Origin of the sequence: Rahnella sp. PAMC25617, from assembly GCF_050606005.1 — a bacterium.
Taxonomy (GTDB): Bacteria; Pseudomonadota; Gammaproteobacteria; order Enterobacterales; family Enterobacteriaceae; genus Rahnella; species Rahnella variigena.
In genome coordinates this window covers 19,891-34,191 of the sequence record NZ_JBOCUM010000017.1, presented here as the reverse complement: position 1 = coordinate 34,191, position 14,301 = coordinate 19,891, and the positions used below count along the sequence as shown (strand labels likewise).

The window sequence follows — 14,301 nt, the reverse complement described above, 5'->3', positions numbered from 1 at the left end:
GCTAATCGTCCAGATCATGCAGAAGGTCATTCCAGCTGTCTGGTTGGCTTTCATTCACCGTCAGTCTCGACGTCCCCTCCAGTAATGCCTCAATTTCCTGCACCCGCTGACGCGGCACCAGCATCATTTCCAGATCCATACCCTCCAGAATGCGTAGAAGAGTCGAAAGTCGCGGATCGGCCCCGGCTTCAATACGCTGGTACTGTTGCTGAGACATACCGATTCGCATCAGCATATCCTTCTGATTCAGATCCAGTTGTATTCTTCTTTGTTTCAGAAGTTCCGGGAGTTGCTTGAGGGTTTTCATGAGGCTGTCCGTTCGCATGGCTTAACAACAGATTAGTTGTCATAGCACATCAATACAACTTATTAGATGTATTGATGTGTAGATTACAACAAGTTAGCTGTTTTTACCCCAGCGGGAGCGCCATCATAATGGCATCTTCGCGGCCTTGTGCGGCGGGATAGTAATTGCGGCGAACGGAGAGTTCGTTAAAACCGAGGCTTTCATAGAGCGCGATAGCCTTAGCGTTAGAGGCGCGGACTTCGAGCCATAACGTGAAAACATCTTTCTGCTCAAGCTGTTGTATCACTTCTTCCAGCAATGTGCGGCCTAAGCCCTGACGCTGAAAAGCGGGATCGATGGCAATATTGAAAAGCGTCGCTTCGTCGAGAACGATTTGGGTGATAGCAAAACCGGCCATCACGTCGCCCTGCATGATCTTGAGATTCAGATAGCGCTCGCCCTGATTGCTGGCCAGCGTTTTTTCCGTCCACGGAAAGGCATGGCTGGCCTGCTCAATTTCAAATGCGCGGGGAAGATCAGCGATGGTCAGGATAGAAATGTTGTTCATTTTCACAGATCTGCTGCCAGAGCGCGCGTTTTGCGCCGGCGTCTTGATAGAGTTCGGCCAGAGCCGGACTGGATAACTGCGGACCGGCGAGAGTTAGCGGTTCGCTTAACCCCAGTCGCCAGACATTGCAGCGGGTATCTTCAGGCAACATGGCGACCTGTTCCGGCGTCAGGCGATAAACCTGATGAGCACCCAGTGCCAGACTGCGTAAAACATCGGTGACCAGCGGGTCATCTTCCGCAGGAGGAACATCTGCCACAATCAGCAGTTTAGTGTCCGCAGGCAGGCTGACCGCCACTTCGCCCTGTAAAACCGCGGGCCGGCGCAGCGTCCACTGGGTGATCCCCAGTTGCTGTAACAGTGTGTCTCGTCTGGATGCCATGCCTGTTTCCTGCCGGTTGAAGTGCGAAAAGCCCGGCTATGCTAGCAAACACAGCGAATATGCGCCAATAAAGCTCGATTACTCAATCAGAGGCGAAGAGTATATAATCCCGCGTTCATTCCTGAGGAGCCTCACCCCGATGTCTGCATTAACTCCGGCCAGCGAAGTCATACTGCGCCATAGCGAAGAATTCGAAGGCCGCCGCGTATTGTTCGCCGGCGACTTACAAGACAATCTGCCAGCTGAAATTGACGCCGAAGAAGTCCGCGTTCACACCAATATGTATCATCACTGGCAGATGCTCAGCAAAAGTCTGGGCGAAAACGTTCAGTTCGGTTTACTGGCTGACGCTGAGCTTATCGCGCCTTGCGATGTGCTGGTGTATTACTGGCCGAAAAGCAAACTGGAAGCGAAATTCCAGCTGTTCAACTTACTTTCACAGTTGCCGGTCGGCATTGACGTGTTTGTCATCGGTGAAAACCGCAGTGGCGTACGCAGCGCTGAAACCACGCTGGAAGGTCTGTGTGAACTGAGCAAAATCGACAGCGCGCGTCGTTGCGGTTTGTATCATGGTCGTCTGGAAAAACAGCCTGAATTTGATGCCGACGGCTGGTGGGATCAGTACATGGTCGAAGAAGTGACCATCAAAACCCTGCCGGGCGTGTTCAGCCGTGAAGGTCTGGACAGCGGAAGCCTGCTGCTGATCAACACGTTTGAAGAACCGGTGAAAGGCAAAGTGCTGGATGTGGCTTGCGGTTCCGGCGTGCTGGCTTCGGTACTGGCCATGTACTCGCCGAAGATGAAAGTCACGCTCAGTGATGTGAGCGCTGCCGCTATAGAAGCCAGCCGCGCCACACTGGCGGCGAACGACCTGCCGGGCGAAGTGATCGCCAGCAACGTCTATTCCGACATTGCCGGTCGTTTTGACATGATCATCTCCAACCCGCCATTCCACGAAGGTCTGCAAACCAGCCTGACAGCGGCTGAGCAGCTGATCCGTGGCGCAGTGGGCCATCTGAACATTGGCGGTGAACTGCGCATTGTGGCTAACGCCTTCCTGCCGTATGCCGCCCTGCTCGATGATGCTTTTGGCAGCCATGAAGTGCTGGCACAGAACGGCCGCTTTAAGGTTTACAGAGCCGTCCGTGGCCGTCCACCGCGCGATTTGAAAAAGAAAAAACGTTAATCAGTCAGACGCTGAGAATACGCATCATTTCTGCGTTGTAGCGGTCACCCGCTGCCACGCGGAAAGGAAACACTGCTTCGATCGCCGCGATTTCGGCTTCACTCAGGGAGACATCAAGCGCGGCGATGTTTTCCTCAAGATAATGACGACGCTTGGTGCCAGGGATCGGCACCATGTTGTCGCCACGTGAAAGTACCCATGCCAGCGCCAGCTGCGACGGTTTCACGCCTTTCTCCTGCGCCAGTTCCCCGATTTTTTCCGCCAGTTGCAGATTCTTCGCGAAGTTTTCGCCCTGAAAACGCGGACTTTCACGACGGTAATCGTCTGCATCCAGATCATCCACTGAACGGATTTGTCCGGTCAGAAAGCCTCGACCCAGCGGGCTGTAAGGCACGAAACCGATCCCAAGCCGTTCACACGCCGGTAAAATATCGGCTTCCACATCCCGCGACCAGAGTGAATATTCCGTCTGCAACGCGGTGACCGGATGAACTTTATGCGCCCTTTCCAGAATACTCACCGGCACTTCGCTCAGCCCGATATAACGGATCTTCCCTTCACGCACCAGATCGGACAGCGCGCCCATGGTGTCTTCAACCGGCACGGTGGGATCCGGACGGTGTTGATAATAAAGGTCGATAACCTCGGTGCCCAGACGCTTCAGGCTACCCTCTACCGACTTGCGGACATAATCAGGGTGACCATTGGTCCCGCGCGCCTGCGGGTTAGCCGGGTCGCGCACAATACCGAATTTGGTGGCTAAAAAGACCTGATTGCGACGCCCTTTCAGAAAGCGCCCGAGCAGTTCTTCATTGGTATACGGCCCGTAAACATCGGCGGTATCAAACATCGTGACGCCTATTTCGAGCGCCCGCTCCAGCGTTGCCATCGATTCTTTATGATCCTGACCGGTGGTATAGAAATCGCTCATGCCCATGCAACCCAGTCCCAGTGCAGACACCATCGGACCGTTTTTACCCAACTGACGTTGTTTCATCGGATTTTCCTTTTTGACTCTAAGAGGGAAGTAACGAAGTGAAGTGTGGTTGTTATGTCAGGAAAGATAAATCAGTGAAAACGTGCAACACTGTTCATAAATCGCAAACAATCAGCGGGGAAGTGATGGACCAAATTCTGGCGATGAAAATTTTTATCCGTATTGCCGAACTGGAAAGTTTTAGCCGTGCAGCGGAAGACCTGAATCTGCCACGAGCGACAGTCAGCACGACTCTTAAACGGCTGGAACAGAAGCTCGGGGTTCGCCTGTTTTTACGCACCACGCGGCAGGTGAAAATCACCGACGAAGGCAAAATTTACTACCAGCGCTGTCTGCAACTGATCTCGGCGCTGGAAGAATCCGACGCCCTGTTTGCACATCACAAAAATCAGCCCACAGGCATTGTGCGCATCGATATGCCGCATTCTCTGGCACGCGTGATGGTAATCCCCGCGTTACCGGCGTTTTACCAGCGCTACCCGCAAATTACCCTGAGCGTCAGCGCCAATGACAACGCCATCAATCTGCTCGATCAGGGTGTGGATTGCGTGGTGCGCGCCTGGCCTTCAGAAGATGACAATTTGCAGTCGCGCCATCTGGTGGATTTGAAACAAATCACCTGTGCCTCGCCTGAGTATTTAGCGAAATTCGGTATACCCGAAACGCCGGAAGATCTCGCCGGACATCAGGCTGTCGGCTACTTTTTTGCCCATCAGCGGGCTGATTCGCATCTGGATTTCATGACTGACGGAAAGGTTGAAAAGCGACAATTACCCAGCAAACTGACCGTCAGCGGCGCTGACGCTTATGTCGCTGCCGCAAAAGCCGGTTTCGGACTGATACAGGCTTCAGAACTGGCGATGGCGCAGGAACTGGAAAAGGGCGAACTGGTAGAAGTATTGCATCAGCATCTTCCACCGCCGATGCCGTTATACATCATGTACCCGCCAGGCCGTTTTCTTGCGCCAAGGATCCGTGTGCTGCTTGACTGGCTGATCACCCTGTTTTCCAGCCCCGTTCAACCGGACAATCAGAAAGCCATTCCGGGAAAAATCGTTGATTAAACCATCGATTACCCTGAGGACTCTCTGGCACACTGAACCATTCACGGTGAATATGCTGTTTTTTACATCAAACGTCCGAAATGGGGGAAATAACTATTGACGCCTGTGGGAAAATCTCTAGAATTCGCCCCCGTGGTTGTGTTACTTGCTGATGACATTCCGATGAATGCATCAACACAGTAATCAATTGGAAGCGATGGTGGCGGAATTGGTAGACGCGCTAGCTTCAGGTGTTAGTGTCCTTTGGATGTGAGGGTTCGAGTCCCTCCCTTCGCACCAAAACAACCACAAGATTTATATTGCACGGCACGGTACGCGATGGTGGCGGAATTGGTAGACGCGCTAGCTTCAGGTGTTAGTGTCCTTCGGATGTGAGGGTTCGAGTCCCTCCCTTCGCACCACTCCGGTGATATAAATCAAATCAGCAGTAAGCAGAAATCATCTGTGCGAAGGTGGCGGAATTGGTAGACGCGCTAGCTTCAGGTGTTAGTGTTCTTACGGACGTGAGGGTTCAAGTCCCTCTCTTCGCACCACATGATTCTGTTCTCCGGCTTTTCCTTCCTGTATCAACTCTCTCGCTTTCAGAAAATAAAAAATCCCTGCGGCTTTACTGTGCTTCCTGTTTTTCATCTCTTTTGATTCCTTTTTTGTAACAATCACTTATCACTATAGACTAAAATTCAACGTGACCGCAGCCAGTCCACCTGCCAGCGCCATAAATGACGGCAACAGCATATAGTGACGTAACGTGCGATGAAACAACATGACCAGCGTCGCCAGCATTGCGACTACCACGAGCATCCGTAGCTGGTCGAGCGTCATATGCGTCAGCGCCAGCAAAGGCATCAGCGCACAGGGCAGCAACACACCCCAGCCACTGGTGAGACGCTTACCCAGTATCCAGACAACCGCCCAGATCCCACATGCTATGACAATCGCCGGTATCATAACCTTGCTCCAAACGTTGATAATGAGAACCAATATCATATAGGATTTTTTCTCATTTACCACCTATTTGCAGCGGTACCCTCCCTTAGGGTGACACCTGTCGACAAAAGTGCTAATTTTGAAGCCGTAAAACAAATTAGCCATGCAGCCCTACAAAATAGTGACACTAATAACGATATTTATTGAATTCTAATAATTACCCATTTGAACTATTAGCCTGTTTACACGGAATACACCCGCGGTATAAGGCGATAAAACACTTTATCTATTCAGACCAACACACGCTAAATAGAGTAAATTTGATGATATCTCATTCCTATGATGAGCTGCTGAAAAGCAAACATCGGCTGGCGATGTTGCTATTCTTTTTTTTAAATAGTGCCACTGCGCTATTTTCCATGGTTTATCCGCCAGAAGGCGCATCGTCAATGCCTTTTCCGCTGGTACTGATTTTTGGTCTTTGCGGAGCAGGATTAATATTTTCATTTTTCAGTAAGAAAAATTATTCTGCGCATCTGAATATGTGTTCTGTCATCGTCGGGCTGTTATGGGGATGGCAAATTGCATTTCGTTTTGCTGAAATTAGTCAGACAGATAAAAATTATCTGCTGGTCAGTTTGCTCAGTATATTCTTTATCAGTGCTATCGCTTTATCAGATAATTTTCTGGCTTTTTGCCTCCACGCAGTACCTTCGACTATTTGCGTCATCTTTCTCGACGATTTTCAACATATCGGGCGTATCTTATTTACCGTTTCCCTGCCACTGATAGGCCTGTGGTTGCATCACCTGATGTTAAAACGCAGCGATGAATTTACACGCAGAATGCTATCCAACCTTTACAGCGAGCGGGAGAAATTCAGCGACCTGAGTATGCTGGATCCGCTCACTGGCCTGTACAACCGGCGCGGACTGCAAAACAAACTGGAAACCCTGTTTAATCAGGCCTCCGGTCACTACGTCATGCTGCTGGATATCGATCACTTCAAAGCCTACAACGACAATTATGGCCATACGATGGGCGACCAGGCGCTGGTGCGCGTGTCTGCTGCCATCCGTGATGCCGTGCGCTCGCGCGACGTAGTTGTGCGCTACGGGGGAGAAGAATTTCTGGTGCTGATGTCCAATGTGAAACAGGAACACGCAGTTCGCATGGCCGAACGTATCCAGAATAAAGTCCTCGGGTTGAATATCCCGCATTTGTTTAATGCGCAGGTATCGACCCACGTCACAGTAAGTGCCGGACTGGCTGCACTGGATGAAGGCGACTTTATTCAGGCTTTAGGTAAAGCAGATACCTCTCTCTATAACGCAAAAAATAGCGGCCGCAATAAGATATTTTATGCGTGGGAAGAGGAAACCGTTGAGGCATCCATTGAAGAAAGAATGGCCTGATAGTGTTTGAAAGTAACAATGATAACAGCGTGTTTATTGTTTTTATTTTCCTGTGACATATTTAAAGTGGACAGATAGTCTTTATTAAAGGCCGGACATTCATTTCTGTTGCATAATCATTCAGCTTTTAGCCAGATTCACGATTCTGGCTAAAAGCGAAACAGCTTATTTATCATGTCGAATGTTACTGAACAATGTTACTTTTCGATTTCATCAATCTGCTTAAATAATCCATTGTCATCTTTCAGCCCTGCCTTAATAACCCCGATAAAGATAATCCTAAACACCCTCGTTTCAATGTACTGACCGACCTGCCAGCTGCATTCATCCTTCTCATTCCCTGCGTCAAAAAAAACACGCTACTCTGTTGTTTTAACACCATTATTCTCTCCATTTCTTAATCTGTGAACTGACTCACCCTGACCTTCCGGCGAGTGCCAGCGCTCATTTGCCCGTGGCACTGACCGGAAGGTTGCTCTGCCGGACACTTCTTACACTAACGGCCAGCCGCAGCCCTGATTTCTGAAGGAACAGTTAGGCGTGGCATTTATTACTTATCTCTTCACCAGTACGTTTCTCTACATAAAAAGGTCCGGTGTATGAACAGTTCGATAGCTTTAGGGATTATCTGGCATCTGATAGGAGCAGCCAGCGCAGCTTGCTTCTATGCGCCATTCAAACAAGTAAAACATTGGTCATGGGAAACCATGTGGTCGCTGGGCGGCTTCTTTTCATGGATCATCCTGCCGTGGGCAGTCAGCTACGTCCTGCTGCCTGATTTTTGGGCCTATTACGGATCATTCACCTTCGCAACCCTGCTGCCCATTTTCCTTTTTGGCGCGATGTGGGGCATCGGCAATATCAACTATGGCCTGACCATGCGCTATCTTGGCATGTCAATGGGGATCGGCATCGCCATCGGTATCACCTTGATTATCGGTACGCTGATGACCCCTATTCTTCAGGGCAAAATCGGCATGCTGTTCGGCACAACCGGCGGCCAGCTTACGCTGCTCGGTGTATTTGTTGCGGTCATCGGCGTAGCTATAGTCAGCTATGCAGGCTTCCTGAAAGAAAAAGCACTGGGCATTAAAGCTGAAGAGTTCAATCTGCGTAAGGGGCTGATTCTGGCGGTGATGTGCGGGATTTTCTCCGCCGGTATGTCTTTTGCCATGAGTGCCGCTGTCCCGATGCACGAGGCCGCACGCGCATTGGGCATTGACCCGCTGTATGTCGCACTGCCAAGTTACGTCGTTATCATGGGAGGCGGCGCCATCGTGAACCTGGGCTTCTGCTTCGTCCGCCTGGCAACCCGCAAAACCATTTCGTTCCGGGCTGATATGTCTGTGGCGAAATCCCTGCTGCTCACCAATGCCATTTTCTCCATTATCGGCGGCGTGATGTGGTATCTGCAGTTCTTCTTCTACGCCTGGGGTCATGCGAGCATTCCGGCAGAATATGATTATATGAGCTGGATGTTGCACATGAGCTTCTACGTACTGTGCGGCGGCATCGTGGGTCTGGTGCTGAAAGAATGGCTTGGTGTCGGGAAAAAACCGGTGCGCGTTCTGTGTATCGGCGCGCTGGTGATTATTCTGGCTGCTAATATCGTCGGTCTGGGAATGGCATTGTAAATCCACTACACACTTCAAAAGACCACTCATTAAAAGACGGCAGAAATTATTCTGCCGTCATCAGTGACAAAGATATCTTCCCACCCTGCCCGATAAAACGCTGCCGGTAATCACGGGGGGATACTCCACAGGCGCGGCTGAAGACCACCGAGAAGTAATTACTGTCATCGAAGCCGCATTCTGCCGCCACATCACTGATCGTCATGCTGCCATAGCGCAACAGACTCATTGCCCGGCAAATCCTCAGCTGACGCAAATAATGACTCACATTCATACCGGTGTGCTGCTTGAACAACGAGCGTAAAGCACGGGGATTCAGCGCATGCTGCTGGCAGAATGTCTCCAGATGGAATGATTCAGCGATGTTTGCTCGCAGCGCCATCAGCAATAAATCCAGCTGATGTGCATCGGGTAATGCCCCGCTGTCAGGACGCTGGCGAAAACGCAGTAATAAGAGTGCCAGTTGCATCAGTAACGCTTCACTCAGTTGCACGGAAAGCGGCTCCGACTTCATACATTCTTTTGCCAATTCATCCACTTTATCGCGTAAAACCGACATTCCAAGCGTGCTCAGCCGCCAGTAGCGTTGCTCCTGACTGACATTCTCATCGGGCAATAATTGCGACCAGTCTGCCGCCAGTCCGAAGCGCTCACGGCAAAAGAGCACGTTATCCAGCGCCAGCTCGTTGACCGATTCGTAACTGTGGCGATCCCGCGAACTAATATAAAACAGGTCACCGCAAGTGATGGGATAAGGGATATCGTTCCAGATATGCAGGCCGTTGCCGCGCCAGACAATCACCAGCTCGTCAAAATCATGATCGTGACTGGGGAAATCCGCCTGCGGATGACGTTCCGCCACCACAACCGAATTTATTCCCGTCAGAAAGAAGTCATTTTTAAAAAGTCTTAGCGACATAGCGACAATCTCAAACCCGTTTGACGACAATATAAACGAGGCAGTTCAGATAAATATTCCCGAAACTGCGAGAGGTGCCGTTTAACGCATCTGATCACGCATGAGTTTTGGCGACACCGAAAACTCCCGACGGAATTGTGTCGAGAAGTGGTTACTGTCACTGAACCCGCAGGCATAGGCGATATCGGTAATACTTTGATCGCTATGATGTAAACGACGGCGCGCTTCGAGTAAACGCAGCCGGTTGAGATAACGCTGCGGTGTCATGCCCGTGTAATGCTTCATCTGCCGGTGCAGGGTTCGCAGTGCCAGCGAAAAACGTTCTGCGGCTTCAGTCCAGTTAACGTCCTCACTGTAATGTGACTGGAGCCATTGCAAAAGCTGATTGACCCGGTTTTCCGAGGTATCTCGCAATTGTGGCTGGAAACAATCCTGATAAAGCAAAATCAGCAGTTGTAAAAACAGACTTTCGCGCGTAGCGATGTGTTCCATCTCAACGCTGTCCGGTAATGCTTCCAGCTGAGTAATGCAGTTCAATACCTGCTGGAACACGCAAGGGCTGAGCTGCCAGTGGATCTGCGACTGATAATGATGTTCCTGCGGCAAAAAATGACCGACGTCCTGAATAAAACGGAACGCTTTCGGTGAACGGAACAACACATTGGTCAGACGAAGATTATCAACATTTTCAAAAAGATGGTGATCGCTGGCACGGACAAAACAGACCGTACCGGCGGTCAGAGTGTAGGGATTGTCATTAAAAATGTGCACACCCGATCCGCTTTCCACCAGCATAATCTCGTGAAAATCATGGTAGTGCTCCGGGAATACGTCTTGCGGAAGCCGCCGCTCAACCGTCACGGTCAGTTCAGGTGCCGCAAAATAATCATCACCTCTCAGTAACGTCATTTATCGCCTCCGGTTCAAAATCATTGTGTTTCGGGAAACAACCCTACCTTGTGCCCCGCTTTCTTACCTTCAAACCGCAGCGTTAAAAACGTCATAAACGGTCATATTTTAAAGATTCCCCCAGCCTTGATGCAGATCTGCGGCAACGATCACAATCGCCTGCCCCGCATTACTCAGACGCGGTAATTCACAGTTTCAGCCAGCTTTGAACCGTTATGTGATCTGCCTCGCATCTACCTTTTTAATGCTGCCATCCCGCCAAAACCCGTGGCAATCACCGGAAGGTGCCCCCACAACGCCTCCCCTACACTGGCCACATATTCAATAAGGAATGGCCGCTATGAGAACTCACCATCTTGCCGCTATTGACCTCGGCGCTTCCAGCGGCCGGGTGATGCTGGCGACGTTTACCCGTCAGGATCCGCAGCCGGCAGCGACGCTGACACTGAAAGAGATCCACCGTTTTCCTAATAACTTGATCCGCGTTGATGGCCACGAAACCTGGGATCTGGATGCGCTGGAAAAACACATTCTTGAGGGGCTGAATCGCCTCGACGCATCCGGCGTTCAGCTTGACGGTATCGGCATTGATACCTGGGGTGTGGATTACGTGCTGCTTGATGAACAGGGGCAGCGGGTCGGTTTGCCAGTGGCTTATCGTGACAACCGTACCGAAGGCGTGATGGCGCGAATGGAGCAGCAGTTTGGCCGCGAGAATTTGTACCAAAAAACCGGTATTCAGTTCATGCCGTTTAACACGCTTTACCAGTTGCGTGCGCTGAGCGAACAACAGCCTGAAATCGTCCGTAAAGCGGCACACATGCTGATGATCCCGGATTATTTTCTTTACCGCCTCACCGGCAACATGAACTGGGAATACACCAACGCCAGCACCACACAAATGCTCAATCTCGCCACCGGCGACTGGGACGAAGATTTGCTGAAACTGGCCGGTGTGCCACGCCGCTGGTTGCAAAAACCGACACAGCCGGGCAACTCTCCGGGGGTGTGGAAAAGCCCTCACGGACGCAGTGTACCGGTGTTCAGCGTGGCAACACACGACACCGCCAGTGCGGTGGTTGCCGCTCCGCTCACCAGTTCACGCAGCGCCTATCTCAGCTCCGGCACCTGGTCGCTGATGGGCATCGAAAGCCCGAAAGCGTTCAACCATGCGCAGGCTCTCCACGACAACATCACCAACGAAGGCGGCATCAACGGCAGCTATCGGGTGTTGAAAAATATCATGGGCTTATGGTTGTTCCAGCGTGTTTGCCGCGAACTGAACATTCAGGATTTGCCGTCCTTAATCACACTGGCTAAACACGTCACACCGTTCACTTATCTGATTAACCCGAACGAAGATTGTTTTATTAATCCGCCCTCCATGGTGGATGCCATTCGCGATGCCTGCCGTCAGGCCGGTGATCCGGTGCCGGAGTCACCTGCAGAGCTGGCGCGCTGTATTTTCGACAGCCTTGCCATGTTGTACCGCAAAATCGCATTGCAACTTGCTGATTTACAAGGCTCGCCGCTGGAAGATATTCACATCGTCGGCGGTGGCAGCCAGAACCAGTTTCTGAACCAGCTTTGTGCTGATATCTGCCAGGTCAGCGTCAGCGCAGGTCCGGTTGAAGCGTCAACTCTGGGCAATATCGGTTGCCAGCTTATGGCGCTGAACGCCGTCAAAGATAACGCTGAATTTCGTCGCATCGTCGCCACGAATTTTGAGCAACACCACTACATTCCACGTATACACGCGGATTTCGCTATTCACTGGCGCCGTTTCCAGGCGCTCTGTCACGTCAATGAGGAACTCGCAGTATGACTTCATCTATCGATCAAGCATGGACACTTGCCAAAGAACGCTTTGCACAGCTGGGTATTGATGCCGAAGCTGCAATCAAACAACTCGATACCCTGCCCGTTTCTATCCATTGCTGGCAGGGGGATGATGTCGCTGGCTTCGAAAACCCGGAAGGCAATCTGACCGGTGGTATCCAGGCGACCGGTAATTATCCCGGTAAAGCGCGTAATGCTCAGCAACTTCGGGCTGATTTAGAGCTGGCCATCTCGATGATTCCTGGCCCTAACCGGCTGAACCTGCATGCGATTTATCTGGAATCCGATCAGCCCGTTGCACGTAATGAAATCGAGCCAAAGCATTTTGCTAACTGGGTGGACTGGGCGAAGAAAAACAAACTTGGGCTGGATTTCAATCCTTCCTGCTTCTCACACCCGATGAGTGCCGACGGCTTTACGCTCTCCAGCGCGAACCCGGAAGTCCGTCAGTTCTGGATTGAACACTGCCAGGCCAGCCGCCGCGTCTCTGCCTCATTTGGTCGCGCACTGGGCACGCCTTCCGTGATGAATATCTGGGTACCGGACGGTATGAAAGACCTCACGGTGGATCGTCTTGCACCACGTGAGCGTCTGATGACTGCACTGGATGAAGTGATTTCTGAGAAGTTTGCCCTGAGCGAACACATTGACGCTGTCGAAAGCAAACTGTTCGGTATCGGCTCAGAAAGCTACACCGTGGGCTCAAACGAATTCTATCTCGGTTACGCCGCAAGCCGTGGTACCGCGCTGTGCCTTGATGCCGGTCACTTCCATCCGACTGAAGTGATTTCCGACAAAATTTCCGCCGCCATGCTGTATGTACCACGCCTGCTGCTGCACGTCAGCCGTCCGGTACGCTGGGACAGCGACCATGTGGTGTTGCTTGACGACGAAACGCAGGCCATCGCCAGCGAAATTGTCCGCCACAACCTGTTTAACCGCGTTCATATCGGGCTGGATTTCTTTGATGCCTCGATCAACCGCATCGCTGCCTGGGTTATCGGCACCCGTAACATGAAAAAAGCCCTGCTTAAAGCGCTGCTGGAACCGACAGATTTACTGAAAAAACTGGAAGTTGAAGGCGATTACACCGCGCGTCTGGCACTGCTGGAAGAACAGAAATCCCTGCCATGGCAGGCCGTGTGGGATATGTATTGCCAGCGCCACGACGTACCAGTCGGCGGCCAGTGGTTGGATACCGTTCGCCATTACGAAACCAGCGTGCTGGCTAAACGCTAAGGTTTGATAAACCCAAAGTATTGCTGACAGCACCGAAGAAAAGCATTCACCTTATTTGCAGGAAAGAACTGATGAAAACATTATTTACCTCGTGGTTTGTGCAGGGCATGGTTAAAGCGACCACCGATATGTGGTTGAAAGGCTGGGATGAGCGCAACGGCGGCAACGTCAGTATGCGACTGCTGCCAGAAGATATTGCACCTTATAAGAACGATTTTTACGCCCAGCCGCGTACGGTTGAACTGACACAGCACGCGCCGGATTTGGCAAACGAATACTTCATCGTGACCGGTTCCGGTAAATTCTTCCGTAACGTGCAACTCGCACCTTCAGAAGCGCTGACCGTTATTCAGCTCGATGATAAAGGCGCCAGCTATAAAATCCTCTGGGGCCTGACCGCGGGTGGTCTGCCGACGTCAGAACTGGCATCGCATCTGCAATCTCACGCCGTGCGTAAACGTGTCACTAACGGCCAGGATCGCGTGATCATGCATTGCCATGCGACCAACCTGATCGCACTGACGTACGTGCTTGAGCTCGACAGCGCCAAAATTACCCGCAAATTGTGGGAATGCAGCACTGAATGTCTGGTGGTCTTCCCTGACGGCGTGGGTATCGTGCCGTGGATGGTGCCGGGCACCGACGGCATCGGCGCCGCCACGTCCGACCGGATGCAACATCACAGCCTGGTGCTGTGGGCATTCCACGGCATCTTCGGCTGCGGCCCGACGCTGGATGACGCATTCGGCCTGATCGACACCGCTGAAAAATCGGCGGAAATCCTGGTGAAAGTGATTTCGATGGGTGGCATGAAACAAACCATCCAGACTGACGAACTGATTGCCCTCGGCAAACGTTTTGACGTCACGCCTTTCGAGGCTGCACTGAAAGCCTGATGTAAAAATCTGTTAATAATTCTTCAACGGGGAGCAACGG

Annotated in this window: 14 protein-coding genes and 3 tRNA genes; 10 read left to right on the top strand and 7 right to left on the bottom strand. The window is 51.5% G+C overall.

The features are described from left to right. Position 1: 1 nt before the first annotated feature. The 3 genes from ACM615_RS19395 to ACM615_RS19385 form a co-directional block, all read right to left on the bottom strand. Positions 2–307, bottom strand: a complete 306-nt coding sequence (locus tag ACM615_RS19395) for a helix-turn-helix domain-containing protein (RefSeq protein WP_120161979.1) — start codon at positions 305–307, stop codon at positions 2–4. 103 nt (positions 308–410) lie between these two features. Continuing rightward, positions 411–854 (bottom strand): ribosomal protein S18-alanine N-acetyltransferase, encoded by a 444-nt coding sequence (rimI, locus tag ACM615_RS19390; RefSeq protein ID WP_129639680.1) that lies wholly within the window; start codon positions 852–854, stop codon positions 411–413. Then, complete coding sequence (locus tag ACM615_RS19385; RefSeq protein WP_112289038.1) at positions 823–1,236, bottom strand: DNA polymerase III subunit psi; 414 nt, start codon at positions 1,234–1,236, stop codon at positions 823–825. The genes rimI and ACM615_RS19385 overlap by 32 nt, the downstream gene beginning before the upstream one ends. A gap of 139 nt (positions 1,237–1,375) precedes the next feature. On the opposite strand from ACM615_RS19385, the gene rsmC reads away from it, so the two are divergent. Beyond that, positions 1,376–2,422, top strand: a complete 1,047-nt coding sequence (rsmC, locus tag ACM615_RS19380) for a 16S rRNA (guanine(1207)-N(2))-methyltransferase RsmC (protein ID WP_112289039.1) — start codon at positions 1,376–1,378, stop codon at positions 2,420–2,422. 4 nt (positions 2,423–2,426) lie between these two features. Here rsmC and ACM615_RS19375 read toward each other — a convergent pair whose 3' ends face one another. Continuing rightward, positions 2,427–3,419 carry an aldo/keto reductase gene (locus tag ACM615_RS19375; protein ID WP_113876292.1) on the bottom strand — a complete coding sequence of 331 codons (993 nt, stop codon included), beginning with the start codon at positions 3,417–3,419 and terminating at the stop codon, positions 2,427–2,429. A gap of 125 nt (positions 3,420–3,544) precedes the next feature. Between ACM615_RS19375 and ACM615_RS19370 the strand changes: the two genes are divergently transcribed. From ACM615_RS19370 to ACM615_RS19355, 4 genes are all read left to right on the top strand, one after another. Further along, positions 3,545–4,483 carry a LysR family transcriptional regulator gene (locus ACM615_RS19370; protein WP_129639678.1) on the top strand — a complete coding sequence of 313 codons (939 nt, stop codon included), beginning with the start codon at positions 3,545–3,547 and terminating at the stop codon, positions 4,481–4,483. Positions 4,484–4,676: 193 nt separating this feature from the next. Next, positions 4,677–4,762: transfer RNA gene (locus ACM615_RS19365), tRNA-Leu, on the top strand. 36 nt (positions 4,763–4,798) lie between these two features. Further along, positions 4,799–4,884, top strand: a tRNA-Leu gene (locus ACM615_RS19360). Positions 4,885–4,929: 45 nt separating this feature from the next. Then, positions 4,930–5,016 (top strand) — tRNA-Leu (locus tag ACM615_RS19355). Between the two features lie 133 nt (positions 5,017–5,149). On the opposite strand, the gene ACM615_RS19350 is transcribed toward ACM615_RS19355, so the two are convergent. Further along, positions 5,150–5,431 (bottom strand): DUF1435 domain-containing protein, encoded by a 282-nt coding sequence (locus ACM615_RS19350; protein WP_112289049.1) that lies wholly within the window; start codon positions 5,429–5,431, stop codon positions 5,150–5,152. A 302-nt stretch (positions 5,432–5,733) separates the two neighbouring features. Here ACM615_RS19350 and ACM615_RS19345 point away from each other — a divergent pair, with 302 nt between their 5' ends. Both ACM615_RS19345 and rhaT read left to right on the top strand, forming a co-directional pair. Beyond that, entirely contained in the window at positions 5,734–6,825 is a 1,092-nt protein-coding gene (locus ACM615_RS19345; protein WP_113876291.1) for a GGDEF domain-containing protein, read from the top strand. A 599-nt stretch (positions 6,826–7,424) separates the two neighbouring features. Next, on the top strand, positions 7,425–8,459 hold the full coding sequence (rhaT, locus tag ACM615_RS19340) for an L-rhamnose/proton symporter RhaT (RefSeq protein ID WP_112289043.1): 1,035 nt from the start codon (positions 7,425–7,427) through the stop codon (positions 8,457–8,459). A gap of 46 nt (positions 8,460–8,505) precedes the next feature. Here the strand turns inward: rhaT and rhaR are convergent, their stop codons facing one another. Continuing rightward, complete coding sequence (gene rhaR / locus ACM615_RS19335) at positions 8,506–9,378, bottom strand: HTH-type transcriptional activator RhaR (RefSeq protein ID WP_113876290.1); 873 nt, start codon at positions 9,376–9,378, stop codon at positions 8,506–8,508. A gap of 81 nt (positions 9,379–9,459) precedes the next feature. Beyond that, positions 9,460–10,287, bottom strand: a complete 828-nt coding sequence (rhaS, locus tag ACM615_RS19330) for an HTH-type transcriptional activator RhaS (RefSeq protein ID WP_113876289.1) — start codon at positions 10,285–10,287, stop codon at positions 9,460–9,462. Between the two features lie 340 nt (positions 10,288–10,627). Between rhaS and rhaB the strand changes: the two genes are divergently transcribed. From rhaB to rhaD, 3 genes are all read left to right on the top strand, one after another. Continuing rightward, complete coding sequence (rhaB, locus tag ACM615_RS19325) at positions 10,628–12,112, top strand: rhamnulokinase (RefSeq protein ID WP_431012362.1); 1,485 nt, start codon at positions 10,628–10,630, stop codon at positions 12,110–12,112. Beyond that, complete coding sequence (locus tag ACM615_RS19320) at positions 12,109–13,365, top strand: L-rhamnose isomerase (protein WP_112289046.1); 1,257 nt, start codon at positions 12,109–12,111, stop codon at positions 13,363–13,365. Before rhaB ends, ACM615_RS19320 begins: the two co-directional genes overlap by 4 nt. A 71-nt stretch (positions 13,366–13,436) precedes the next feature. Beyond that, complete coding sequence (gene rhaD / locus ACM615_RS19315) at positions 13,437–14,261, top strand: rhamnulose-1-phosphate aldolase (RefSeq protein ID WP_129639675.1); 825 nt, start codon at positions 13,437–13,439, stop codon at positions 14,259–14,261. The last annotated feature ends 40 nt before the right edge of the window (positions 14,262–14,301 follow it).